This is a genomic window from Corynebacterium sp. L4757, assembly GCF_043673995.1.
GTDB lineage: Bacteria > Actinomycetota > Actinomycetes > Mycobacteriales > Mycobacteriaceae > Corynebacterium.
Genome location: NZ_JBIMEN010000008.1, coordinates 12,912 through 38,394, shown reverse-complemented (window position 1 = coordinate 38,394; position 25,483 = coordinate 12,912). Strand labels below are relative to the sequence as shown.

Annotated in this window: 18 protein-coding genes and 2 tRNA genes; 6 read left to right on the top strand and 14 right to left on the bottom strand. The window is 55.0% G+C overall.

Annotated elements, in window-relative coordinates:
• The first annotated feature begins 21 nt into the window (after positions 1 to 21).
• The 4 genes from ACG98I_RS10345 (at position 22) to ACG98I_RS10330 (ending at position 5,752) form a co-directional block, all read left to right on the top strand.
• Positions 22 to 1,167, top strand: coding sequence for a tyramine oxidase subunit B (locus tag ACG98I_RS10345; RefSeq protein WP_394720559.1), 1,146 nt, complete (start codon positions 22 to 24; stop codon positions 1,165 to 1,167).
• 249 nt (positions 1,168 to 1,416) lie between these two features.
• Positions 1,417 to 4,653: an AAA family ATPase gene (locus ACG98I_RS10340; RefSeq protein ID WP_394720558.1), complete on the top strand. Its 3,237-nt coding sequence runs from the start codon at positions 1,417 to 1,419 to the stop codon at positions 4,651 to 4,653.
• Between the two features lie 99 nt (positions 4,654 to 4,752).
• Positions 4,753 to 5,343, top strand: a complete 591-nt coding sequence (locus ACG98I_RS10335; protein ID WP_394720557.1) for a VanZ family protein — start codon at positions 4,753 to 4,755, stop codon at positions 5,341 to 5,343.
• Positions 5,315 to 5,752, top strand: coding sequence for a GNAT family N-acetyltransferase (locus ACG98I_RS10330; RefSeq protein WP_394720556.1), 438 nt, complete (start codon positions 5,315 to 5,317; stop codon positions 5,750 to 5,752). Before ACG98I_RS10335 ends, ACG98I_RS10330 begins: the two co-directional genes overlap by 29 nt.
• Before the next feature lie 148 nt (positions 5,753 to 5,900).
• Here the strand turns inward: ACG98I_RS10330 and ACG98I_RS10325 are convergent.
• The 3 genes from ACG98I_RS10325 to gltX form a co-directional block, all read right to left on the bottom strand.
• A tRNA-Glu gene (locus tag ACG98I_RS10325) sits at positions 5,901 to 5,973 on the bottom strand.
• A 41-nt stretch (positions 5,974 to 6,014) separates the two neighbouring features.
• Positions 6,015 to 6,086 (bottom strand) — tRNA-Gln (locus tag ACG98I_RS10320).
• Between the two features lie 151 nt (positions 6,087 to 6,237).
• The gene (gene gltX / locus ACG98I_RS10315) at positions 6,238 to 7,722 is read right to left on the bottom strand and encodes a glutamate--tRNA ligase (RefSeq protein ID WP_394720555.1); all 1,485 of its coding nucleotides are present in this window, start codon (positions 7,720 to 7,722) and stop codon (positions 6,238 to 6,240) included.
• A gap of 162 nt (positions 7,723 to 7,884) precedes the next feature.
• On the opposite strand from gltX, the gene ACG98I_RS10310 reads away from it, so the two are divergent.
• A complete protein-coding gene (locus ACG98I_RS10310) occupies positions 7,885 to 8,997 on the top strand; it encodes an isochorismate synthase MenF (protein WP_394720554.1) in 1,113 nt (370 codons plus the stop codon).
• Positions 8,998 to 9,134: 137 nt separating this feature from the next.
• Here the strand turns inward: ACG98I_RS10310 and ACG98I_RS10305 are convergent, their stop codons facing one another.
• From ACG98I_RS10305 to ACG98I_RS10255, 11 genes are all read right to left on the bottom strand, one after another.
• Positions 9,135 to 9,947, bottom strand: coding sequence for a fumarylacetoacetate hydrolase family protein (locus ACG98I_RS10305; protein WP_394720553.1), 813 nt, complete (start codon positions 9,945 to 9,947; stop codon positions 9,135 to 9,137).
• A gap of 136 nt (positions 9,948 to 10,083) precedes the next feature.
• Positions 10,084 to 10,722 carry an exonuclease domain-containing protein gene (locus ACG98I_RS10300; RefSeq protein WP_394720552.1) on the bottom strand — a complete coding sequence of 213 codons (639 nt, stop codon included), beginning with the start codon at positions 10,720 to 10,722 and terminating at the stop codon, positions 10,084 to 10,086.
• A gap of 19 nt (positions 10,723 to 10,741) precedes the next feature.
• Positions 10,742 to 12,595: a DUF294 nucleotidyltransferase-like domain-containing protein gene (locus ACG98I_RS10295; protein WP_394720551.1), complete on the bottom strand. Its 1,854-nt coding sequence runs from the start codon at positions 12,593 to 12,595 to the stop codon at positions 10,742 to 10,744.
• A gap of 10 nt (positions 12,596 to 12,605) precedes the next feature.
• Complete coding sequence (locus ACG98I_RS10290; RefSeq protein ID WP_394720550.1) at positions 12,606 to 14,264, bottom strand: cell wall-binding repeat-containing protein; 1,659 nt, start codon at positions 14,262 to 14,264, stop codon at positions 12,606 to 12,608.
• Positions 14,265 to 14,558: 294 nt separating this feature from the next.
• A complete protein-coding gene (locus ACG98I_RS10285; RefSeq protein WP_394720549.1) occupies positions 14,559 to 15,575 on the bottom strand; it encodes a 3-isopropylmalate dehydrogenase in 1,017 nt (338 codons plus the stop codon).
• Positions 15,576 to 15,749: 174 nt separating this feature from the next.
• A complete protein-coding gene (serA, locus tag ACG98I_RS10280; protein ID WP_394720548.1) occupies positions 15,750 to 17,336 on the bottom strand; it encodes a phosphoglycerate dehydrogenase in 1,587 nt (528 codons plus the stop codon).
• A 181-nt stretch (positions 17,337 to 17,517) separates the two neighbouring features.
• Entirely contained in the window at positions 17,518 to 18,345 is an 828-nt protein-coding gene (locus tag ACG98I_RS10275; RefSeq protein WP_394720547.1) for a hypothetical protein, read from the bottom strand.
• Positions 18,346 to 18,632: 287 nt separating this feature from the next.
• Entirely contained in the window at positions 18,633 to 20,483 is a 1,851-nt protein-coding gene (locus ACG98I_RS10270) for a DUF262 domain-containing protein (RefSeq protein ID WP_394720546.1), read from the bottom strand.
• Positions 20,484 to 20,701: 218 nt separating this feature from the next.
• A complete protein-coding gene (ilvC, locus tag ACG98I_RS10265) occupies positions 20,702 to 21,718 on the bottom strand; it encodes a ketol-acid reductoisomerase (RefSeq protein WP_394720545.1) in 1,017 nt (338 codons plus the stop codon).
• Between the two features lie 111 nt (positions 21,719 to 21,829).
• Positions 21,830 to 22,351, bottom strand: a complete 522-nt coding sequence (gene ilvN, locus ACG98I_RS10260) for an acetolactate synthase small subunit (RefSeq protein ID WP_394720544.1) — start codon at positions 22,349 to 22,351, stop codon at positions 21,830 to 21,832.
• Positions 22,351 to 24,138: an acetolactate synthase large subunit gene (locus ACG98I_RS10255; RefSeq protein ID WP_394720648.1), complete on the bottom strand. Its 1,788-nt coding sequence runs from the start codon at positions 24,136 to 24,138 to the stop codon at positions 22,351 to 22,353. Before ACG98I_RS10255 ends, ilvN begins: the two co-directional genes overlap by 1 nt.
• A gap of 501 nt (positions 24,139 to 24,639) precedes the next feature.
• On the opposite strand from ACG98I_RS10255, the gene ACG98I_RS10250 reads away from it, so the two are divergent.
• Entirely contained in the window at positions 24,640 to 25,260 is a 621-nt protein-coding gene (locus tag ACG98I_RS10250; protein WP_394720543.1) for a PH domain-containing protein, read from the top strand.
• The last annotated feature ends 223 nt before the right edge of the window (positions 25,261 to 25,483 follow it).

Here is a 25,483-nt window from a genome sequence, read left to right as displayed (position 1 = left end):
TAGCAACCTAGTCAGAAAGGCATGCCGATGTCCGATCAACGCATCGATTTCCGCTATCTCAATGAACCCGACATGATTGAAGCAGGCGTCACCGATATGGCACGCTGCGTCGATGTCATGGAAGAAACCCTCATTCTTCTCCGCCAAGGCGATTTCCGCATGGCTGGCGCGACCGCCATGTCCCACGGCGCCATGATTGATTTCCCTCAAGCGCCCAGCTTTCCCACCATGCCGGCAGACGGGCCTGACCGTCGCTTCATGGCGATGCCGGCCTATCTCGGTGGGCGCTTCGGCACGACCGGCGTCAAATGGTACGGCTCGAACCTCGCAAACCGTGCGAAAGGTCTTCCTCGCTCAATTCACCTCTTCACGCTCAATGACACTGACACGGGCGCACCCTTGGCGCACATGTCAGGCAACATGCTCTCCGCTTATCGCACAGGAGCTATTCCAGGTGTTGCGGTCAAGCACTTGGCAAAGAAAGACTCACGGGTACTGGGTGTGGTTGGACCTGGCGTTATCGGTCGTGCGGTTACCGAGGCGACGCTTTCCCAATGCCCAAGTATCGATTCCATCGTGGCCAAAGGAATCGATGACGCTGACGTACAGCGCTTTGCTGACTATATCCGGGCCCGCTTCCCGCACATCACCAGCGTGGAGTCTGCGCCTTCGTTAGAAGCTGTGGCCAAAGTATCGGACATCCTCACCGTCACCGTCACGACGGATGCGTCTGGTTCCCAGGGATATCCCTATATCAATCACGAGTGGCTTCAGCCCGGCGCGCTGCTTCTGCTTCCCGCAGCCGTGCGCTTCGATGACGATTTCCTCGCATCAGACAATTCTCGCCTGGTGGTTGATTCCTGGCGACTCTATGATGCTTGGGCTGATGAATACGGGGATCAGGCTTATCAGAACCTTGGCATCATTGGCACCCATTGGCATGACCTCACGAGGTCCGGGAAGCTAGCAACCACCCAGATTGAGGAGATAGCCGATATCGCTACCTCTGATGCCCCTGCTCGCCGAAACGATGAGGAGATCATCCTTTATTCAGCCGGTGGCATGCCTGTTGAGGACGTAGCGTGGGCTACCGATATCTACCGCACCGCGGTGGAAAAGAATATTGGTACTCCCCTAAATCTCTGGGAGTCTCCAGCTCTGTCGTAGCGTAGGTTGGTCCCCCACCTTAAGCCTCTCGGTAGCACTAGTCGCCTGGAAACTAGCATGAATATTCATTGCAGTTTCCGGGCGGTTCCGCTTTCTCCAGGTAATACAACACGCTGTCATACCCCGAAAATGGCTAGGTTCGAAAGTTCGAACGCCTTTATCCTGCCGGTGTCTAATTGTGCTGTTTAAATTGTTGATAGACATACAAAATCGATAACTGCAGACAGTTAGAGTCCTTTGGGGAGATTCATGGCTATCACCATTACGCACGAGTTCGAAGACGCGCTCAACCGCATCAACAGCGGTCAGAACGTTCTCATCACAGGCAAGGCAGGAACAGGCAAATCCACACTCCTTCGAACTTTCCTCGAAGGAACAACCAATCAGCAGATTCTGGTCACTGCACCAACCGGTGTTGCGGCCCTCAATGTTGGTGGATTCACCATCCACAAGGCTTTTGGGTTCCGGCCAGGCATGTATCCAGATGACATTAAGTCTGGTGGCAGCTGGTGGGCTAGCTCAAATACCGCCAAGATCATGCAGTCTCTGGACATCCTTGTTATTGATGAGATCTCGATGGTCCGCGCAGACCTCTTCGACATGATGAACCTCGCGCTGCAGCGCCTGCGCAAGAACAACCGCCCATTCGGTGGAGTCCAACTCGTCCTCGTCGGAGACCTCCTTCAGCTACCACCCGTAGTCACTGAACAAGAATCCAAGATCTTCACCGAAAACTGGGACTCCCCTTACTTCTTCTCCGCGCACTGCTATGACCAAGTGGCTCTGAACAGTATCAACCTCACCACCGTGTGGCGCCAGTCTGATGAAGAATTCATTGAAATCCTCAATCAGGTGCGCGAAGGCTCTCTGAGTGATGCCGCTCTAAGCCGTCTCAACCAGCAAGTTGATAGCGACTTTGAAGCACCCAATGACTGGGTAACGCTGGCTTCCAGGCGTAAGGGCGTGGACAAAATCAACCATGCACGCCTTGCTGCCCTGGACACGACAAAATTCCTCAGCGTTGCTGAGCGCTTCGGTGAAGCTGACACCAACTCTTTCTCCGCATCAGAAGAACTCCACTATGCCGTTGGCGCCCGTGTAATGACGGTTATTAATGACCCCATGAATAGATTCGTCAACGGTTCTTTTGGAACAATCACCAAAGCAACCAACGATACGATCACAGTGAATCTCGACCATTCTGGTGAGACCGTTGAACTGGAGAAGCACGTCTGGGAGATCAAGCGCCCTACGGTCACCGATTCCGGCCTGGGCTCAGAGGCCATCGGCAGCGTGCGCCAATTTCCCGTCATCCTCGCCTGGGCGATTACTATTCATAAATCTCAGGGCAAGACGATCCCTAAGCTTTTTATCAACCTTGCCGGTGGCACTGCCACGGACGGCCAGTTCTATGTCGCACTCTCCCGTGGTGTGAGCCTGGACAATCTCCGTTTCAGTGCCCCAGTGGAGCCACGCCATGTTCGTGCGAATAACTCACTGGTGCGCCGCATCCGTCGCGATGTCGGCCCCGCGGTGACCACCAACCGCATTACCTTCCTGTCCATTGATGGCGTCAACTTTGGCATTAGTGACCACGTCGCGCGCATTCACGCAGTCATCCTCGACAATGACCGAAAAGTCGCCGAATTCGGAACCTGGATCAACCCGATGTCGGACCTGGGAAGCTTCGGTGAGAGCCACAATGTTCCATCGGGTGGCTTGGCCATGGCCCCAACACTTTCTGACTTCTGGCCGCTACTGCTGCGCCAAGCGGAGGGACGCATCATCGTCGGTGATAACCTGCCCATGCTCGAGCGCGCCATTCGGCATCAAGAAAAGGGCATGGACTTAGCCCTCGGTACCGGCTACGACGTTTCCGAGTTCAACGTTTCTCTGACTGGTTCAGACGTCATTGAGCGCTGCCATGCCATGGTGTCTGCATACCAGCAAAAGCCTTTCCCCATCAGTCATGGTCAAGTGGTTCCACCTGCATCCCAGGAAGCAGAAGGCTCCGTGTTCATACCGTCGTGGGCTCCAACTAGCCCTATGGACCTGGATAAGACTCACGCGACTGATTCCGACCATGCGTGGGCAGCTTTCTCCGGCGGACCTACCCATAATCTAGTGGACGAAGAAGTCGCTGAAACTGCAGACCTCCTCTCTGCTTGGGCGGTCTCCCGCGGATATTGGACTGAAGCTGAGGAGGCCGATATTCGCGCTCGTGCCGCTCGCGCTGGAATGACCGACCTGATCCTGCCGGAAGTCGAATCCAATAATCTCGACGTGCCGTCACTTCTTACCCCTGGGACACGCATTGCTTTCACCGGCCGCAATAACTTGCTTGGTGGTCCTGCTGACGATGACCGTCTCAAGGAAATCTGCGAATCTGTAAACCTTGAGTACAAGAAAGGTGTTTCAAAGTCTCGCTGCGATGTTCTAGTCGCACACGACCCAGCCTCTCAGTCCCGAAAAGCGCAAAACGCACGAGAATATGGCAAACCAATCATCAGCCAAGATGACTTCGAGCACTGGTACTACAACGGTCCATTCCTCGCCGAGCCAGCTGAAGCCTCCGAACAGGTTGAGGCAACCAAGGCACCTGAAACTTCCCCGACACCGGCTACGGCTCCTACGCCTCCACCCGTGGTTGAAGAACAGACGGTCAACGACGAGCCCGAGACTGAGGTCTTTGAATACGTCTGGGCCAAGCCTGAAGATATCTTGACGCCGGGAACACGTGTATCTTTCCGAGGCTCCACATATGTTGACGGTGTGTTGCTTCCACAGGGCGAGCCCCTCCAAGGGCTGTGCTCACTGCTTGGCATCGAGTACAAGCAGGCAGTCACCAAGACTCGCTGTGATGTTTTAGTCACTGATGACCCGAGCGCCACCGACGGCAAAATGAAAATGGCAAAGATGCACAACAAGCCACTCATCCGCCAAGCTGACTTCGACGTGTGGGCTAAGCAGAAACTGGCGGAACTGGAATACGAGGATGCTCTAGATTCTACGATTGATGAAGAGGTAGAGGATGAACCAATCACGCACGAGCCAGTTAAAGAGTCTGGAGCTGAGCCAAAGCCTGTCGAGACTCAGACTAGACTTGATGAGGTGTTGGATCAGCCGACCCCACCTAGTGAAGCGTCCAAGCCAACCTTGATTTCTTCAGGATTACCAAGAGAGAACGCCAATACAGTTAGCTACGGGGACTATCTCGCAACCTCCACGCCCCAGAAGCCTGCAGCGGTACAAAAGGCGCATTCCTCTGAAGTAGAACCGATGCGGCCGAAACTGAAGAAGGCCCTGATCGGTGCCGGAGTTTCCGCTGCGGCCTCTGTCACGCTATTCCTGATCACCTGCGTGCTCATCATCATGCAATACTCTGACGATGTCGCAATCCCTATATTCGCTTTGTCTATCGTTGCTGGATTAGCCACAGTTGTCTTCGGAATCATGGCTCTTATTAACTGGATTCTGAAAAAGTAGACGCGCGCGGTGAGACGGAGACAATCCGCGTTCTCATCACGTCCGTCTCACCACAGAGTTATTGAGTGCTATTGGCTGCCTGTGACATATGATTTCTCCATGAATTCCCAAAGTTCCCACCCCGCAGGCCGAGGTGCCATACTAACTGCGCTGCTCGCCTATTGCGGCGTCATCGTCTCGTTGACGATGCTCAAAGCATTCTTCATGATCGGGTTGCTGTGGCAGCCAGAGAACCAGAGAGTGCGGGGACTCTCCCTGGTACCGCTCAACGACTTGTGGGAGTCCTCAAGCCTCTTCACACAGGTGTTTGGCTATGGCGGTAACTTTGCTTTCTTCGTCCCTTTTGGAGTCTTGGCGTATCTCCTGGTTGGCCGGGTTGGTCTGACAACATTGCACGGCGCAGGTTTCTCCCTGCTCATTGAAATTTCTCAATTCGCTTTCCAACTTGGATTCAGCGATATTGATGACTTACTCTTCAACACCTTGGGCGCCGCTGCCGGTGCATGGATTGCGCATTGGGCGGGTCCGAAAGCTCAGTGGCTATGGGTTGCGCTTACCGCAGTAGTAGTTCTCGTATTTATCGTCCTAGTCATTCTGGGCCCAAGGCTCGGAGATCCCGAACGCGTCGCCGAGGTCAATGCAGCTAGTTACGCTTGGGAGCATGGATTTACGTTACGAACTGGAGCATAGGGCACCCTCGATCGAAGACTATTTGCGCCTGCGCAAGGACACCGGCCTCACGCCAAAGACTGCTGAACAAGCAGAACCAATCTTCGACAACACCTGGCTCTGGGTACGGGTTAACGATACTGATACGCATCAGACCGTCGGCATGGGTCGCGTCATTGGTGACGGCGGCTGGTGCTTCCTGATTGCAGATATGGCGACAGACCCCGAGCATCAACGCAAAGGCATCGGACGCGCAGTCCTAGACGAACTTCTCAAGGGAATTCTCACCGCTGCGCCAGAAAATCCTTATATCGTCTTGATGGCCGATGCACCTGGCCGTCCCTTGTACAAATCTATGGGTTTTGTGGAAACCGCACCACGGTCCATCGGCATGCGTTATGCGCCTGAGGAATCTGAAGCATCGGCTTAAATACGTGATGAGCTAGGCACTTCTTACCTTCAGACCGTCGTTGCACCACTTCTAGTCGGAGGTAGTGAAACGACGACCTGAAGTAAATAAAAATTCTAGGAATGCAGAAATCCTTCCAACCGAATATGGTTGGAAGGATTTCTATTTGTACCCCGTACGGGATTTGAACCCGTGTTACCGCCGTGAGAGGGCGGCGTCCTAGGCCGCTAGACGAACGGGGCATTAGGACGTGATAATACTAATTTCTTAGCAGTAATCACTGCTGGCCTACCAGGACTCGAACCTAGAACGACGGTACCAGAAACCGCTGTGTTGCCAATTACACCATAGGCCATCATTGCTTTGAATTTCGGCACTCACCGCTCTCTGCAACGGTTTATAACTATATCCATTATCCTGAACTAAGCCAAATCCCCAGCGTACAGCTAATTTCACGCGTGTAATCTGCTGCAGACTGGGGATTGTTTTGGGCTTAGCTCAAGTGGCTACTCTGCCGCTTGGAATGGAGTTACCGCACGTGCAGCATTGAGGCGCGCCAAGGTGGATTCCTTGCCAAGCAGGTCCATGGACTCAAACAGAGGTGGAGAGATAGCCGCGCCGGAAACCGCGACGCGGAGTGCACCGTAGGCCTTGCGTGGTTTGAGTTCGAGGTCCTCAATAAGAGCCTTGGTGAGCGCTGCTTCGATATTTGGAGTGTTCCACTCCTCTACTGCCTCAAGCGCGGTAATACCGGCTTCTAGCGGCTCTACAGCGTCTTCCTTCAGGTTCTTCTTAGCGGACTTTTCATCCAGGGTCAGTTCAGCGTCAGGGATGACGAGGAACTTGAGGAGATCGTAGGCATCGGAAAGCACCTTGATGCGGGTCTGTACTAAGTCGGCGGCAATGCCGAACTTCTCACCGTCGTAGTCTTCAGGAAAGTCGGTGTACTCAGTCAGATAGTTACGCAGACGGAAAGCAAACTCTTCTGGATCGAGCAGACGAATCTGGTCAGCGTTGATTGCTTCCAGCTTCTTCTGATCAAAACGTGCTGGGTTGCCCAAAACGTCCTTGATGTCGAAGTTAGCAACAAGATCATCAACAGAGAAGATGTCCTGATCGGCAGACAAGGACCATCCCAGCAGTGAGAGGTAGTTGAGCATGCCCTCTGGGATGATGCCATTATCGCGGTGATTGAACAGGTTGGACTGTGGATCACGCTTGGACAACTTCTTATTGCCCTCCCCCATCACGAATGGCAGGTGGCCAAACTCTGGGGTGAAATCGGTAATGCCAATCTGCTTGAGGGCCTCATACATCGCCAGCTGACGTGGCGTGGAAGACAGAAGATCCTCGCCGCGCAGGACGTGGGTGATCTGCATGAGCGCGTCATCGACTGGGTTAACCAGGGTGTACAGCGGTGCGCCGTTAGAGCGTGCCACGACGTAGTCTGGCTGGGTTTCAGCCTTAAAGGTCATCTCACCGCGCACCAGGTCCGTCCAGGACCAGTCCTGCTCCGGCATACGAAGACGCCAGACTGGCTTGCGGCCCTCGGCCTCGAATGCGGCGACCTGCTCATCGGTGAGCTCGCGGTCGTAGTTGTCGTAGCCGAGCTTTGGATCGCGGCCAGCAGCCTTGTGGCGCTCTTCTACTTCTTCTGCGGTGGAGTACGCCGGGTATACCAGGCCTGCTTCCTTGAGCTTCGCCAGAACATCCGCGTAGATGTCCATGCGCTGTGACTGACGGTATGGCTCATTTGGGCCACCAACATTGACGCCTTCATCCCAGCCCATACCCAGCCAGGTCAAGGAGTCAATGATTGCCTGGTATGACTCTTCTGAGTCACGGGCAGCATCAGTATCTTCAATTCTGAAAATGAGTTTGCCGCCAGTGTGGCGAGCATAAGCCCAATTAAAAAGGGCGGTTCGCACCATACCAACGTGCGGAGTACCAGTGGGCGACGGGCAAAAGCGTACGCGTACTTCTTGAGTCATAAACACAATGTTAGACCAGCCCGGTTATTCGCTTCCAGATTGGGGAACGGCATTGTCCTTCCGCCTCTTCTTTCCCGCTCGGGGGACATGCTTTGAGCTTCTCTGTGAATTAGGGGGCCTCAATTTTAATACTCGCCGTATATGGAAGTAGTGTATTTCGTTGTGTCTGCCTCTCGCCCTTCAACTACGCCTGACTTCCTGTTGTCTCGTGCAACGGGCTCTGTGCGTACTCAAGGGTCGGTAAAAACCTACGTCAATGTCGATAAAGCCATTGACGATATTGAGGCACAGCGCGTTGAAATGGTCGTTGGCGCACTTCCCTTTGATTTGGACAAGCCCGCTGCTTTGACCGTTCCGGAATCAATCATTCGAGAAGAAGGCGCACTCGAGCCACACTCCTTTTTCCGCAATCAAACGTTGACCTCGGAAGTCTCCGCTGTCGATCCCGATCCGCATGAGCATCTACGTCGCGTTGAAGCTGCCATCGGAACGATTACTGCTTCACGCTTGGAGAAAGTCGTTCTAGCTCGCGCTGTTGACATCGAATTCGATGGCCCAGTAGACCCCATGCTGGTCGCAGCACGTCTTATCGACATGTCGAATCACCGCAATGGATTCGCCGCTGATCTCACTCCAGCTGGATATGACGGCGCGATGCTAGTCGGCGCCTCTCCCGAGGTATTAGTAAAAAAGCAAGGCAATATCGTTAGCGCTTTCCCACTTGCTGGGTCCGCTGCCCGTAGCGCGAACACCGAGGAAGATCACGCTGCCGGTCAACATCTGATCAACTCCGCTAAGGATCTGCGCGAGCATGCTTTCGTGGTTGACCACTTGGTGGAGATTCTTCGACCGCTCTGCTCGGAATTCCACGCTCCATCTAGGCCCCAGCTGGTTCAAACCAATGAGATGTGGCACTTGGGCACTCCAATTACCGGCACGCTGAAGAAACCTTCTACCACGGCGCTGGAATTGGCTACATTGTGTCACCCAACCCCGGCTATCTGCGGCACACCAACCGCAGCCGCAAAATCGCTCATTTGCACCGCTGAAACCGACCGCGGTTTCTACTCCGGTGCCGTTGGCTGGTGCGATTCTAACGGCGATGGTGAATACGTCGTCGCCATTCGCTGCGCGGAGGTTGCCGGCGATGGACTCACCGCCCGCGCATGGGCCGGTGGCGGAATCGTCGAAGACTCCGACCCTGAAGCCGAGCTCGAAGAAACCACCGCAAAGCTACAAACCATCGTGCGTGCGATGGGTATTCAAAATCTCTAGACCGCAGCGCCAATAGCTTCTCCTACTGGGTTTTATTGGACGCACGCCCAGTCCTGGCGCCGTTTCGAACACAAACAGCAAAAGCCCCAGGAACGCATCTGCGCGTTACCTGGGGCGAGTTACTTCGAGCTTAAGAATTATGCATTCTCAATTGGGTTGGCAAGGATTCCGACCTTAGGAATCTCAATCTCAATGCGGTCACCATTGAACATTGGTGCGGTACCCGCCGGTGAGCCGGTAGTGATGACGTCACCTGGGAGCAGAGTCATGGACTGGGAGATTTCCGCGAGGATGCCGCCCATCTTCACAATCATCTGGTTGGTGTTGGAATCCTGCTTCTGCTCACGCTCGCCGTCGTGGGTGAGGTAAGCGTTGATCTTGTGATCATCGAGGTCAAGCGCATCCAGATCAGTCTGGATCCATGGGCCGAGTGGGCAGAAAGTGTCAATGCCCTTGGCACGTGCCCACTGGCCGTCCTGGAACTGCAGGTCACGGGAAGAGACATCGTTACAAATGGTGAAACCAAGAACGTGGTCCTTCCAGTTATCTGGATCAATGTTCTTGGAAACCTTGGAGATAACTACTGCCAGTTCGCCCTCGAATTCCACCTTGGTGGCGAACTCAGGAATCTTGATTGGCGCCTCTGGGCCGATAACGGCAGTGGAAGGCTTGATGAAGATGGTTGGTGGCAGAGAATCTGCTGATTCCTTAAAGACCTCAGCAACGTGGTCTGCATAGTTGCGGCCCAAAGCCACAACCTTGGTTGGCAAAGATGGAGCCAAGAGGCGAACCTCATTAAGCTTCCACTCACGGCCGGTTGGCTCTGGAGTGGTAAATGGAGTGCCAGCAATTTCTTTAGCTACAAGCTGGTCACTCTTTGGGTCATCGCTGTCGCCTTCAATAATGGCAAAGCAGATTCCTTCGGGGTGTGCAATTCGTCCTAAACGCATGTAGTCAATGCTACTAAATCGTATCTTTGCATACTTGCAAAGGATTGGGCTAACAACTTTACATCCCGGTTAATAGCAGTAAATGCTTGGTCTTGCGAAGTTTTAGTTGTGAAACTTTATGCGTTTCTAACTGTCATTAGATTTGCAGATTTTTCTGCATTTCACTCAATCGCTTCTGCGGGCGGTGCGCCGCCATCGCGAGGTAAAGCTCCGCACAGGCAATGGCATCAGTTAGCGCGTTGTGGTTGCGATAATTTGGCAGGCTATAGCGCGAACGTGCCCGAGCCAGGCGCAAGTCTTCCCCACGCGGATAGGTTCCCATACGCTCCATATGAAGCCTTTCGAGGGCAAAGGTGTCCACGACTGAGAGCTTTGGTTCTTTGCCCCACAGGCGCATGCAGGCGTCGTTTAAAAAGGCCGTCTCTATCGGCGCAAAGTGCGTAAGCAAAGCCTTGCCCTGAAGTGCCTCAATGAGCATGGTGATTGCTTCATCCAGGCTCGTACCGTCTTCTAGGTCTGAATCGGTGAGATGATGAATAGTTGCTGATTGCCCGACCTCCACGCCTTTGATGAGGACGTATTTCGCACCGCTTAGGTGGATCTGGTTATTGGTGACCGGCACCCAGCCGATAGACACAATCTGGTCTTCTTTGGGTTTGAGTCCGGTGGTCTCCATGTCTACAGCCAAGAACTCCACGTCCTCAAGAAGTGAATTGGGTGCGGGCGCACCAATATCGAACCTCTTGCGCTGTTTAAGGAAATTAAATAATGCCACGACTTCTCACCTCCACTCTCTAGATATTGCGCACTGGATACTTTGTGGCCAAGGCGCCTTGCATGCTCTTGATAATGGAGAATGCGTCCTTGAGGTTTTCGCGCTCCATGCCAGATAGCTGCTTGGGATCAATGTGGTAATTCGGTTGCTCGCCGGTCTTCACTTGTAGCGCTTGGTGCCTCAATGTGATGGAGCGAAGATAATCAAAGGCATCATGTAGATTCTGCGCACCAGTTGTGCTCACGGTCTTGCCCGCCGATTGTTTTAGGCGCTCGCGGGTTTCCACAGATGCATCTCCGGCTGAGAGTGCGAAGAGACGCGCCATCTGGACAATGCCGGCGCTGCCGCCCTTCTTTACGTCCAGTGTGTTCGCATAGTCCCCAGAGCGTTCCACCACCAGGCCCTTGAAGAAAGTCAATGGTGGTTCCCGGCGCGCTGCTAGCGATGCCAGGTGCGCGTGCATTCTACGGGCACCGGCGCCGAGTCGCGCGGCGGTTTGGTGGACTCTATCCCCTAGTTCTTGGCTCCCGGCGATAACGCGGAAGTCGAAGAAGATCTGCGCATTGAGCAACGCATCTGGGCCAGGCGCGCCAATCCAGGTGGAAAAGGTCTTTTCCCATTGGCTAACAGTCATGCGCCATTGTGGGTTCATGGCCATCATGTCACCGGGACACAGCACTTGCCCTGCCCTATCTAGGCCTAAACAGACGAAACTGGTGAGCTTCTGGAAATAGGCATCGTGTTCAGGCAGGAAGTCATCGGCAAGCACTAATGCGTTGTCTTGGTCGGAGGCCAAGACCATCTCCCTGCGGCCTTGGGAGCCAACTGCGACGAATGCGAAGTCACACGGCGGTGGCCCGTATTTCTCAATGCCTAAGGTAAAAAGCCTCCGCGCAACGGCGTCGGCGGCGATGGTGATCATGCCGGCGGATTCTTCTGGTGCGGCGCCGGATTCAATCAGCTGGGCAACCACCTTGGTGGTACGGGTAAAGGCGTCTGCGAGCTCATCCACTGAGTTCTTGCGCGATAGGTCTGTGGTGAGAAATACCGGGTCATTGTGCAAGAGGCGCGCGATGTCATTTTGGGTAACGATGCCGGTGACATTGCCCTTGTCCACGACGGGCAGGTGATGGATTTTGCGCTCGGACATCATCAATAGCGCTTCCATGGCTAATGAATCCGAACCAAGCGTCAGCAAGTCCCGCGTCATGACCTCTGACACTGGCTGGCTGGTATCCATGCCATGAGCGACCACGCGACCTCGCATATCGCGGTCAGTGATGATGCCCAAGAGCTCATCATCTTCAATAACCAGCAATGAGGAAACGTTGTCTTTTTCCATGCGCTGTGCTGCCTCACGGATGGACAAGCCTGGGGCGCAGTATTTGGCCTGCGCGATCTTCACGTCATGGATGTGCGTGCGCAGGATATTCGTGCTCGCCCCCGCTTTAGCGACTTCCTCCGCCGCGGCACGGATACGGCGCGACTGGGAAGAGTAGAACCTGGATACCCCCGGGTAGCGCTTGGACAGAGTGATGAATTCTTCCCGGGGTAGCTCATAGACCAGGGAGTCTTCTACCGCCTGCATGCGGTAGCGCGAAGAGTTTGTGCCGATGATGGTGGAATACCCGAAGGTTAATCCGGCTTCCCGACGATCGAGCAAGACCTCATCCTTGCCGATGATGTCAATGGCACCTGAGCGGATAATGCGCAGGTAATCATTGGGTTCTTCATAATCAAAGATGATTTCTTCCCGCCGGACATAGCGGACTGTCATCTTCCCCGACAGCGCAGCGAGTTCTTCTTCCGGCAGATGCTGGAAGGGCTCAATTGTGGCGAGGAATGATTGAACTTCTTCTACTTCGACGCTCATGCGCCTTAGGTTACTGGTAAGACACGAACCATGGGCGTGGATCAACCTCATAAGTTTGAGTTGGGTCAAACATTGGCGTGTCTTCATCAATGAAGTTCTTCCACGCCATGAAGAAGTCTGGGCTCAGTCCCTGGCGCATGGCATCCCACGTATCAAACTTCTGCCCCGCATCACCATGTCCATCCGCATGCAGGATGAAAGATAGCTCTGGGTGGCTGGTATCAATCTGGTCGCGGTCACGCAGCATCTGTTGCTGGAATTGATGCAAAATAACGCCCTTTTGTGGCAGGTCATTATCTTGGACTAGCTGTGCCAGCCACTCATTGACCTCATTAACTTCTTCTGCTTCCACATGCCCCACGTTGGTCATTGGCACCTCATCTGGGCCAATCTTCCACTCTGGGTCCAGTGCCAAGCCCACGTTGGGGTGCTTGAGCAGGTCCTCATACATCTTGGCTTGGTCGATCAACCTCGCGCGTCCCGGCTGCAGATCCAAGAAAGCATAGCCGCCTGCTTCAGTAATTTCATCCACATATGGGCGCAGCTCTTCCGGCTGCGATTCATTGCTGTAATCACCATCTGCACCTGGCACATCTGATGCGACCGTCGCGATAATTTCAAAGGCCGGAACCACTGGCCAGTCAGTCAGCTCCTGGTACTGCGCCGCATATTGCTCCGCAAGTGCCACAGCTTCTTCTGGTGGCTGCTCCCCCATCACGCCCAGGGCCGGGCCTGATGGATGTCCGTATAACGCCACCATGCGCCGTCCTGGGAATACCAGTCCGCCTCCGCCGGGTAGTTCACCATTAGCAGCAAGCTTGACCTGCTCATCAAATTCTTCCTGGGTGCCAAAGCCTTCACCCAGTGCCACCACGTTGCCTTCAGCAACCGCTGCCATCGACTCAGACGTCGCCCGCGGGTCTGCGGCCGCTAGCACCTGCACCGGCGCACCCACTGCACGTGCGGTGGCCACCTGCGCCACGTTCGTACCTGGGCCTACAAGAACCACCGGTGTGCCTTCCTTGCCATCATTCGGGCTCTCCAGCGCCACCATCTCCGCCATACTGGTTGGCGCTGCCTGGGTGTTGGTCTCGCCGCCCTCCCCCTCTCCTGTACCCGCTTCGGAGGTGCCACCGAGTTCAAAGGAAATATCTGACTCAGCAAAAGCTGGGTCTTCACTCAAATCCATACCGAAGGAAATAACCTCATTAGGCGCAAGCTCAGCAATCTGCGCCTTGGCCTCATCACCATCTGGGCCATCCGCAATAATCATCATCGGCGCACCAGATTCCACCGACAACTGCGCTGCCGCATACTGGTCCGCTTCATCAGCGCCCGCAACGATCAGCTGCTCACTAGCTGGGTCATTCTCCCCCGCATCCGCCGGGAAGAAATGCTGCGCCGCAGCATGCCCCGATGGGTCAGCCTCCGATAATGACGTCGGTGCATCCACCGCAAAGCTGGGAGCCGTCGGCGCACCCTGCGAGGCCACATTCTGGCCATCCTCTGACGATCCTTCGTCTGAGGTAAAAGCGCTACACGAAGCCACTAACAACGCAGCACCAATAGCTGCCACCGCCGCCCGTCCGCGCCGGCGTAACCTGCCCGACCCGGAACCACGCGCGGCGCCCTTGCTAGAAGCTGACTGAGAACCTAAGTAAGTATTCATTAGCCCCAATGTTAGTGCCAGGATTTCTGAAACAAGGTAGCAACCGTGGTTCAGGGGGTAAATGCATTGGAAAGCCTGCAGTATTCAGACATGTTGTTGCCCCTTTTGCGAGAACACACCTGATTCTCCGTGCGTGGTTATTGTGAATTCACAGCCGACTTCCCAAAGGCTTCCGCGTGTGTTCCACGGTTTAGCCCCTTCTCCATGCAGAAACTCCCTGAATACGCACAGTTTCCACCGTGTCGAAGTTCAGGGAGTTGAAATGAAGTAGCTTTAGGAGCTTAGCGCTCGCTATTACGCCAGTGCAGCTGCGATGCGGTCGCCAACAACGACGGTTTTGATTTCTTCATCTCCGCGGGCGGAGACGTCTTCGGAGACGGCCTTTTCAATGCGCTGGGCGTTGTCTTCATCGCCGAGGTGGCGAAGCATGAGTGCCGCGGACAGGATGGCGGCGGTTGGGTCAGCGATACCTTCGCCGGCGATGTCAGGTGCGGAGCCGTGGACAGGCTCGAACATGGATGGGTTGGTCCCGGTGGAGTCGATGTTGCCGGATGCAGCTAAGCCGATGCCGCCGGCAACGGCGCCAGCCAAGTCGGTGAGAATGTCACCGAAGAGGTTGTCGGTGACAATGACGTCATAACGGGAAGGGTCGGTCACCATGTAGATGGTTGCCGCATCAATGTGGTTGTAATCAACGGTGACGTCAGGGAACTCAGATGCGACCTCATCGACGGTGCGCTGCCACAAATCACCGGCGTTGACCAAAACATTGGTCTTGTGTACCAGAGTGAGCTTCTTACGGCGGTTCTGTGCACGGTTGAAGGCATCGCGGACAACGCGCTCAACGCCGTAGCGGGTGTTCTGAGAAACCTCAGAGGCAACTTCGTGCTCGGTGCCCTGACGCAGGGTACCGCCATTACCGGCGTAGAGACCTTCGGTGCCCTCACGGACAACCACAAAGTCAATGTCGCCTGGGTTAGACAAAGGTGAAACAGCAGTTGGGTACAGCTTGGAAGGACGCAGATTCACGTGGTGATCCAGAGCGAAACGCAGCTTCAGCAGCAGGCCGCGCTCCAGGATTCCAGGAGGGACCTGACCCGGCGCACCGACCGCACCGAGCAAAATCGCGTCGTGCTCACGCAATGAAGCCAAGTCATCTTCAGTGAGCAGCTCGCCGTTGTTGAGATAACGCGTTGCACCAAGATCGAACTCAGTGGTCTCAATGTCATCGCGAACAGCACGCAGTACCTTAACTGCTTCTGCTGTGACCTCAGGGCCGATTCCGTCGCCGCCAATAACTGCAAGTTTCATTATGTGGGACACCTTTCTCATTCAGTGGATATGTCCACTTTAGCGGAATAGTGTGACAGGGGCTAGCACTAGGCCAAGAAATCAAGGCCGCTTAGGCAAATAGAAACCGGCCTCCACTCCCCGCGTAGTCATTTCTGCGTGGGATGTGGTGGCCGGTGATGCACCTTCGAGGCATTAAGCGTCGAAGTTTACCTGCAGAGAGGTTGCCTCAAGCTGTGCCTGGATGTCAGCGATGAGTTCGTCATTGACTTCGCGCTCAACGCGCAGAATCAGAACGGCGGTCTCATCCTTCTTACCCTGGGTCAAGGCAGCTGCCTCGATGTTGATGCCAGCGCCGCCGAGGACGGAGCCAACAACGCCCAGTGCGCCTGGACGGTCAGAGTAGGAGAAGAACAGGTTGCGGCCGGTGGCGCGCATGTCAACGCCGCGGCCATCGATGCGGACAATCTTCTCAACGCCGTCGATGCCAGTGAGTGCACCTTCCAGAACGGAGGTATCGCCCTCAGCGGAAATGACCTTCACGCGGACAACGGAGTTGTGGCCCTTGGCCTCATCCTTGGTGGAGACCTTGACGGTGACGCCACGGGAATCTGCGATTGACATTGCGTTAACGAAGGTTACTGCCTCACTGGTAACGCCGGAGAAGAGACCGCGAACAGCAGACAGACCGAGCACCTCGACGTCCTCAGTGGACAGCTGGCCGCATGCGGTGACCTCGATAGCAACTGGTGCAGAACGCAGCAGCTTGCCAGCAGCCAGGCCCAGCTTGCGCGCCAGGTCGAGCCAACCTGCAACCTCTTCGCCCACGCGGCCACCGGAAACGTTGACTGCGTCTGGCACGAACTCGCCAGCCAGAGCCTTCAGAACAGAATCAGCAACGTCGGTACCGGCGCGGTCCTGAGCCTCAGCGGTAGATGCACCCAGGTGTGGGGTGACAACAACCTGTGGCAGCTCAAAGAGTGGAGAATCGGTGCAAGGCTCGGTGGCGTATACATCGAAGCCAGCACCCCAGTGGTGGCCAGCCTTGATGGAATCAGCCAATGCCTGCTCATCAACCAGACCGCCGCGGGCCGCGTTGATGATGACCTGGCCCTTCTTTGCCTTAGCCAAAAGCTCAGCGGAGAACATTCCAGCAGTCTCAGGAGTCTTAGGCAGGTGGATGGTGACAAAGTCAGCGCGAGCCATCAGCTCATCCAGCTCAACGAGCTCAACACCCAAGGAAGCCGCGCGTGCTGGGTTAGCGTATGGGTCATAAGCAATAACGTTGGTCTCAAAAGCCTGCAGGCGCTGAGCGAACAGCTGACCAATGTGGCCGAAGCCCACGACGCCAACGGTCTTGCCATAGATTTCTACGCCCTTGAAGGAAGAACGCTTCCACTCGCCCTCACGCAGGGAGGCATCAGCCTGTGGGATCTGGCGTGCGGTGGACAGCAGCAAGGAGATTGCGTGTTCACAAGCAGAGTGGATATTGGAGGTTGGCGCATTAACAACCATGACGCCGCGCTCAGTAGCAGCTGGCACGTCAACGTTGTCCAGGCCAACGCCTGCACGGCCAATAATCTTCAAGTTGGTGGCAGCAGCAAGGACTTCTTCATCCACGGTGGTTGCAGATCGAACCAGGAGGGCATCTGCCTCTCCTACTGCACCGAGCAGCTCTTCACGGTTAGGTCCATCAACCCAGCGAACCTCAACGCCGTCTCCCAACGCTTCGACGGTGGATGGGGCAAGTTTGTCGGCAATTAAAACGACCGGCTTCGACATGTTCTTCGATCCTTATGGAAATTGGAGTGATCAGTGGCTCGTGATCAGTGGCGGTACATCAAGACGTCACTAGTGTGACAGCGGGGCGTGCATTCAGCAACGCCAGAATCATTCCCACCCTCGCTCCTAGTGATTGAGAATCGCACTCGCGATATGTCCCAGCTGCTAGGATACGAAGAATCTAAGAATCTTCTGACGTCGGAGAATTCCAACCCTGCCTAATCCTATCGGTTAACAGGTTGGTATCCCCAAACTGGGGGCCAAGTGCCACCAATGGGCCATTTTCCAGACCAGCAACGAGCGCAGATTGCTGCTTGGAATCACGAGGGTCACCGGTTGGCATAATCCACACATCTCCGCCCCACGCATTCGCATTCGCGATAGATGGGACCGATGACTCAGGGGTACCAATAATCACCGGTGACATGCCAGAATCTCTGCGGGATTGCGCAGGAACGGGTTCAGCATCCCACTCTTCATTGCGATATAGCGGCTCCCAGGCTGCCTTCAATTCGGTGTAGTCATTGGATTCCAAATCAGATACCGCTTGGGCCATCTGGGATGGTTCCCCCACTACTTGGCTAGTGAATTGAAATGCAGTCATCTCCCCCAGCCCCCGGGTGGTTCCTGGGTCATGAATAACTTCTAAGGCACCAGTTGTGGTTGCAAAGGGAATCTGACCAACCAACAGAATACGGTGGACGCCGAGCCGCTCCAGCTGCGCGATAAGTTCACTGCGCATGGAATCATCATAAGTCACCATCGGGACCCGCTGCGCGACGGCAATAGACGCTGCCCGCAGCAAGGTCGCATCGGAGTTTTCCGCAATAATAATGGTTTCTGAACCGGAAGGCTCAAAAAATAGCTCCACCGATTCCAGTCCCCATGGGTCTGGAAGGACAGCAACCGTATCCCGAAATTCTTCATGCACTAATCGGTTGCGGTTCTCAGTCGCTGCTTGGTCTAGGTTGATTGACTCCTCATCCATGGTGAGAAGATCTTCAGTCACAACTGGAGCGGTCGTCCTAAAACAAGACGCTAGAGATAGCGAAAGACTAAGAGTCAACAGCGTCGCTACTGCTCTCTTAGCCTTTTTCATACTCAATCTCTATATCTCCTACTCGAGCTCCGGTGTTCTTCGAGCACCTAGCTTACTGAGCGTGCGTCCGCAACGCGCATCTGCATTGCTCGACCACAGTGCACTCTGTGGCACGCGTCCACGGAGTGAATGCCGCAGCGTAGGTTTTGTGCGATATGACCTCGGTGTGCTCAGGGTGATTCTGACAAGTGGAGATTCTACAAGTCCCGGATGACTGGCTTGCCCATCGCATGTTCAATCATGCCGATAAAGCGTTCTCGACGGTCGCTGATGAATGACTCGAAGTCAGCTTGCAGCAGCAAATCAGGGTTCAGCTCGTGTGAGGCCAAGATGGTGTCGAACTCAGAGTCTTCTAGCAGGGACTTCGATTGCACACGAGAGAGGTACCGAGCCGGCGAATAGCCGTCGATGACTACCTCGGTGCGCTTGCCCATTGGGGTGTGGTTGAGTACTGAGGCAGCGATCTGGTCATCAATGTCTGCTTTGGCGCACCAAGCTTCGGGGAAGATCTGGTGGAATCCAGTGCCGAGCTCAAAGAAGGTGTTCTTGTCAAAGGTCTTCGCACTGCGCCAATCCCGTGCACCGCGAGCCATCAGCAATGCATAGAGCGCATGGTAGATACCCGTTGATTCATCAGCGGAATTCAGACGTGAGGCAAAGAATTGCGCGTCCTGAACAGACTTTGGATCTTCTTCACGTTCACCGCGAACCCAGGCGGTAACTTCTTCCACGTCACGTGCAGCGCGCAGCTTCACCGCATCAGAGCCATAGAGCTCACCGAATACACCGGACCAGAACCAGCGGTTGAGTTTATCCCAAGCTTGCTCACTAGATAAGCAATTCGGGATTTCTGCCAGGCGTGCGAGAATGACCGCCAACGGAATGATCTGCTGAGTGTACGGGACTTGCTCCAAGCTGAAGATGCAACGCTGGCGTAGAAACTCCGCTACTTCCTGGAAGGTAATCTGCAGCTTATCTGCTGCCGCAAGGTATCCCTCGAGGGTCAGCGTCAGGATGTCCTCGCGCTGGCCACCAGCATGACCGGTATCAGCAGTGGTGTACAACGACACCGCGGAGAGCAATTGCGTCCGGCCAATTCCATCAAGCGCTGGGTGTTTGCGCAGACGACGCTCACGCTTAGCCCAGTCATCTGCCAGGCGGAAGTTCTCATCCTCAGAAGCAAAAACCGCGGTTACGAGGTCAAAGACGTCCATGTCTTGACCGGACTCATTGGCTTGCGCAAAGATTGAACCAACGCCAGCACTGGCGGTCTCACGGGAGAGTCGAATCAGCGGGACATCATAGCCCGCCAACGGGAAGAGAATTTGATTATGGAATTCAGCTAGTTCAGAAAACTTTAGGTTCGTCTGCGCCGTTTTTGGTGCTGACTTCGAATGTTCTGGGTCTACTGCAATAGAGCTAGAGCCATTGGAGTCATTGGCGGCCTCGTTGGAGGCGGCATTGATGGCAGCGCCAGTGCGCGCAGCGAGCGAGAACATGATGCGCGTGCCCTCTTCTGACAGCAGCCAAGAAACCGGAACGCAATTGCTGTTGAGGAAAGCCTCTTCCCCATCAAGTGGATAATCCAAGCTCGGGCCAAAGTGGGAGCAGATAACGCCATGTTCATCCACGGCGAAGATCGCTTCATCAGGCAGAAGTTCTTCGGACACTGCGCGCTTGATGTCCAGGAAATAGCGGCGGAAGACGGTCTCGCCGCGGTAATCGGTGGTGCGGATCTGACCAGAGCCACGGAGACAGTGGTACAGCGTGGTGAGGCGCTGCTCGCCATCGAGCAGCAACATGCCGGGGTTGACCGCAACCTTTGGTGCGCCAGCGAGTGGACGTGGGCGAAAGCGCATCTTTTCATCGCGGGTATCCAACACCATCAATGCGCCCATGGGATAGCCACGGAGAACAGTTACCAGAAGTGAACGGATATGGTCCTCATCCCAGGAATAATCCTGCTGGAAATCGGGAACCTGAATATCACCGCGATCAATTCGCTTAAAAAGGTCAACAAGATCATAACTTGGAGTAATAAAACCCATGACCCCAACCATATACGTCCGCGTTCTCACCCGCGTGGGGATCTCACACGGTGGTCACTTTCTGCCCAAATGTGCATGTGGACAGAAACGTCCGTAAAGGTGGGAGGAGGAATAGGAAAAGCAGCTAGTCTTCCACGTTGTGTGGAGGACTAGCTGCTCTTCTTAGCTCTTGTGACTCTTAAACCTCAGCTTTGTGCTCAAGCTTTAAGGGTGAAGATTTAGGCGGTCTCAGCGCGAGCGTCAACCTTGACCCAGCTCATCATGTCGCGCAGCTTCTTACCGGTCTGCTCGATTGGGTGATCGTTGTAGGAAGCACGCAGGCCTTCAAGCTCCTTGTTGCCGTTTTCAACGTTAGCGATCAGACGCTTGGTGAAGGTACCGTCCTGGATATCGGTCAGGATTTCCTTCATGCGGTCCTTGGTGCCAGCGTCAATAACGCGTGGGCCGGAGATGTAGCCACCGAACTCAGCGGTATCAGATACCGAGTAGTTCATGTTGCCAATGCCGCCCTCGAACATGAGGTCAACAATCAGCTTCAGCTCGTGCAGAACCTCGAAGTATGCCATTTCTGGCTCGTAGCCAGCCTCAGTCAGAACCTCAAAACCGGTCTTGACCAGTTCCTCGGTGCCGCCACACAGAACTGCCTGCTCACCGAAGAGGTCGGTAACAGTCTCAGCCTCGAAGGTGGTTGGGATGACGCCTGCGCGTGCACCGCCGATGGCAGCTGCGTAGGACAGAAGCAGGTCGTGGCCTTCTTCCTTTGGATCCTGATCGATGGCGATCAAGCAAGGAACACCCTTGCCGTCAACGAACTGACGACGAACCAGGTGGCCTGGGCCCTTTGGTGCAACCATGCCGACGGTGATGTTGTCAGCTGGCTTGATGAGGTCGAAGTGGATGTTCAGACCATGGCCGAAGACCAGTGCGTTGCCCTCTTCGAGGTTTGGCTCGATGGACTCGGTGAAGATCTGTGCCTGGGAGGTATCAGGAGCCAGGATGGTGATAACGTCAGCCCACTTGGTGGCTTCAGCAACAGTCTTAACCTCGAAGCCAGCTTCCTCAGCCTTAGCTGCGGACTTGGAGCCTTCACGCAAACCGATGACAACTTCGACGCCGGAGTCACGCAGGTTCTGGGAGTGCGCGTGGCCCTGGGAGCCGTAACCAATAACCGCTACCTTGCGGCCCTGGATGATCGACAGGTCGGCATCATCGTCGTAAAAAGTCTCAATTGCCATGAGAAATATACCTTTCGTTGAAAGTCGGTATCAGTGTATGTTCACTACCCGCCAGCGTACCACAGGACGGGATAGATAGTTCATAATATGAGATAGATTTAAAGAACTTTTCTAGAACTTGGTGGGAGCCATAGCCTTTGGGCCGCGGCTGAGAGCCACGTGACCGGACTGAACCAATTCGCGAATGCCAAATGGTTCGAGAACATCCAGCAGAGCGCGGAGCTTGCCTGGTGAGCCCGTCGCTTCCACAATGACGGATTCTTGGGCAACGTCCACGACCCGGGCGCGGAAGATGTTCACGGCATCGACAACCTGCGGACGGTTGGTATTGTCCGCTGCCACCTTGACCAGCATGATGCCGCGGGCCACGGAGGTGTCCTCATCAAGTTCCACCACTTTGATAACTGGAATGATCTTGTTGAGTTGCTTAGTGACCTGTTCGATCACAATTTCGCTGGCATCAACAACAATGGTGAAGCGGTTGATGCCGGGGGTCTCAGTGCGTGCTGAGACGATGGATACCAGGTTGTATCCACGGCGGGTAAACATACCGGCAACGCGGGAGGTAATACCTTCTACGTCTTCTACCAGTACAGACAAAGTGTGGCGGGTGACTTCGTGTGGTGCTGGCATTAGTCTTCAGACTCCTCTACTGCCTCGTGGATAGACGCCGGTTCTTCGGCTGCGGATGCGTTTTCATCAAATAGTGGACGAAGACCGAGTGCGTACTGGATTTCTTCATTGGACGCGCCACCAGAAATCATCGGCCACACCTGTGCGTCCTCACCCACGATGAAGTCAATAACCACTGGGCGGTCATTGATCTCACGCGCGCGCTGGATGGCGGGAAGGATTTCCTCTTCGGTGGTGACACGGATGGATTCACAACCCATGGCATCGGCCAGCTTGACGAAGTCAGGCACGTACTCGGCAGCTTCGCGCAGCTTGGTATTGGAGTAGTTACGCTCATAGAACAAAGTCTGCCACTGGCGAACCATGCCCAAGTTGCCGTTATTAATAACAGCCACCTTGATGGGGAAGCCCTCGAGTGCCGCGGTGGTCAATTCCTGGTTGGTCATCTGGAAACAGCCATCGCCGTCGATTGCCCAGACTTCCTTATCTGGCATGGCCGCCTTCGCACCCAATGCCGCTGGCACCGAGTAGCCCATGGTGCCCGCACCACCGGAGTTGAGCCAGGTGCGTGGGTGCTCAAAGTCAATGAACTGTGCCGCCCACATCTGGTGCTGGCCAACGCCAGCAACGTAGATGGCATCCGGGCCAATTTCCTCAGAGAGCTTCTCCAGAATCAACTGTGGGTTGAGCTTGCCGTCTTCGGTGGGCTCCCAGCCGCGTGGGAAACGGTTTTGTAGATCACTCAGGTAGGTCATCCACTCTTCGATTTCTGGAACCGCGTACTTGGTGCTGTTTTGATAGGTCTTGGTCAGCACCAAGAGCACCTCACGCGCATCACCAACAATCGGGATAGCAACCTCGCGGATCTTGCCGATTTCCGCAGGATCCACATCAGCGTGGATAACCTGCGCATTGGGCGCGAAGGTATCGACGTCACCGGTCACACGGTCATCAAAACGCGCGCCGATGGCAATCAACAGGTCTGCACGCTGCATCGCGCCAACGGCTGGAACGGTACCGTGCATGCCCGGCATACCCATGTGTTGTGGGTGGGGATCCGGGAAAGCGCCCAGTGCCATCAGGGTGGTGACCACTGGGATGCCGGTGAATTCCGCAAATTCCATCAGCTCGCGGGAGGCATCAGCCTTAATAACACCGCCACCGACGTAGAGAACTGGGCGGGACGCCTCAGAAATCATCTTGATGGCCGCGGAAATCTGGCGGGAGTGCGGATTGGTGGTTGGCTTATAGCCCGGCATGTAGAACTTCGGCGGGTAGGAATATTCCATCGTCGCGTTCTGAACATCCTTCGGGATATCCACCAGAACTGGGCCAGGACGGCCAGTGGACGCGAGGTGGAATGCTGCCACAATTGCCTCAGGAATCTTATTAGGATCCGTGACAATGTAATTGTGCTTGGTAATCGGCATGGTCACACCACGAATATCTGCCTCCTGGAAGGCATCAGTACCCAAAAGGTGGGACCCGACCTGACCGGTGATCGCAACAATTGGAACGGAGTCCAAGTTGGCATCGGCCAGCGGGGTCACCAAGTTGGTGGCACCCGGGCCAGAGGTTGCGATACACACGCCGACCTTGCCGGACGCTAGCGCGTAGCCCTCAGCGGCGTGGCCAGCACCCTGCTCATGGCGGGTAAGAACGTGGCGCACGGTCTCGGAGCGGTTAATGGCATCGTACAAAGGCAGCACGGCGCCGCCAGGGATGCCGAAGACTAGCTCCGTGCCGAGGTCTTCGAGAGTGCGAACAATAGCTTGAGCGCCTGTCATTCGCTCCGGGCCTTTTGGTCCTGGCTTTGCGCCAGAAGAAGAGGCCACCGAAGCTGGGGAGGGCGTTGTGGAAGCTGCCACGGTGGAAATGCTCCTTAGGTCATGGACGTCTATCAATTGACTATTGAATTAAGCGACTTGTCACTTACCCCTGCTCTGGGTACATGAGGCTTATAACAAGCACAGATCACAATCAGCTATGGGTGGGCCGATATTTAAAAGAACAAAGCCCCCGACTCAACTCTGGTGGGAGTTGGCGAGGGCACTTGCTTTTCAACGACTTCAAATGGCCGCTACGGCAAGCGCCGCGCTGCTACTACTACCACCTGAAGTCGAATGTTGATCATGAGCTACATCATACACACGATTTTCACTCAGTCCACTTAACACCCCCACTAGGTGGAATTTCTATCCCAACATGCGGGATATGCCTGCATTTTGGGTGTGACACGGCAGCACCAATTAACCCCTTGCTATGAAAACTAATTAGCATTGGATGACATGAGCGAACCTGTGCCTGCCGAAAACGCCGACAAGGCTGCAAAATCCACCCCCAAACCTGAGGACCTGATTCCTGCACCGACCGGTGAGACCAAGGTTTTTGTGCCTGAACGCACCCACGTCTTTGCCATCGCATTGATGGCCATGGTCTGCATCATTATGGCCGGCTGGAACCCACTTCTTTTGGGCTGGACCGTCATTATTCCGCTGGTGTGGATTTACATGATTTTGCGCGCCAAGACCACCGTGGGCGAAAAGGGCATTGCTATCCGCTACGCCTTCCGCGGCGCTCAGAAGATTTCCTGGGATGAATTCGACGGCGTGGGCTTTAAGGGCGCAAAGTCTTTTGCCTCCACTAAATCCGGCGAGCAGCACACCCTTCCTGGCGTCACCTTCAATTCCCTACCAAAGCTTTATGACGCATCCCGCGGACGCATTCCTGATGCATTGACCGAGGGCCAAATTGCTGCCGATGACAAGGTCGTGGTTGTTCACCGCGATGGCCAGCAAATTCTCATGAGTAAGGAAGAGTTTGCCGAATATGAGGTGGCGAATGAGGCTACGGAGGCATCGGCAAGCAATGCTCCAACCTCTCGCCGCAATGATGAAAGCGGCAAATAGCCCCAACTGCAACCTGGGTTTTACCCAATTATTGCTTCGCGGGAAGAAAATTAGTTGACGTGACGTTGAAAGAGTAGAGTGAGCACTCTACGAGGCTGCGAAAAGAACACCTCCTTTAATCCAGCATTCGCCCATGAACTAGTACAAGCCGAGGCGGACACCCCGCCGCGAAGCGTTACCCCAACGACATAAGGCTCCCGCGGAGCAGATAGACACTCCGATG

Bases quoted from the DNA above. Each gene is read 5' to 3' on its own strand.
- ACG98I_RS10345 (WP_394720559.1), top strand. From the start codon at position 22: ATGCCGATGTCCGATCAACGCATCGATTTCCGCTATCTCAATGAACCC.
- ACG98I_RS10340 (WP_394720558.1), top strand. From the start codon at position 1,417: ATGGCTATCACCATTACGCACGAGTTCGAAGACGCGCTCAACCGCATC.
- ACG98I_RS10335 (WP_394720557.1), top strand. From the start codon at position 4,753: ATGAATTCCCAAAGTTCCCACCCCGCAGGCCGAGGTGCCATACTAACT.
- ACG98I_RS10330 (WP_394720556.1), top strand. From the start codon at position 5,315: ATGGATTTACGTTACGAACTGGAGCATAGGGCACCCTCGATCGAAGAC.
- gltX (WP_394720555.1), bottom strand. From the start codon at position 7,722: ATGACTCAAGAAGTACGCGTACGCTTTTGCCCGTCGCCCACTGGTACT.
- ACG98I_RS10305 (WP_394720553.1), bottom strand. From the start codon at position 9,947: ATGCGTTTAGGACGAATTGCACACCCCGAAGGAATCTGCTTTGCCATT.
- ACG98I_RS10295 (WP_394720551.1), bottom strand. From the start codon at position 12,595: ATGAGCGTCGAAGTAGAAGAAGTTCAATCATTCCTCGCCACAATTGAG.
- ACG98I_RS10290 (WP_394720550.1), bottom strand. From the start codon at position 14,264: ATGAATACTTACTTAGGTTCTCAGTCAGCTTCTAGCAAGGGCGCCGCG.
- ACG98I_RS10285 (WP_394720549.1), bottom strand. From the start codon at position 15,575: ATGAAACTTGCAGTTATTGGCGGCGACGGAATCGGCCCTGAGGTCACA.
- serA (WP_394720548.1), bottom strand. From the start codon at position 17,336: ATGTCGAAGCCGGTCGTTTTAATTGCCGACAAACTTGCCCCATCCACC.
- ACG98I_RS10270 (WP_394720546.1), bottom strand. From the start codon at position 20,483: ATGGGTTTTATTACTCCAAGTTATGATCTTGTTGACCTTTTTAAGCGA.
- ilvC (WP_394720545.1), bottom strand. From the start codon at position 21,718: ATGGCAATTGAGACTTTTTACGACGATGATGCCGACCTGTCGATCATC.
- ilvN (WP_394720544.1), bottom strand. From the start codon at position 22,351: ATGCCAGCACCACACGAAGTCACCCGCCACACTTTGTCTGTACTGGTA.
- ACG98I_RS10255 (WP_394720648.1), bottom strand. From the start codon at position 24,138: ATGACAGGCGCTCAAGCTATTGTTCGCACTCTCGAAGACCTCGGCACG.
- ACG98I_RS10250 (WP_394720543.1), top strand. From the start codon at position 24,640: ATGAGCGAACCTGTGCCTGCCGAAAACGCCGACAAGGCTGCAAAATCC.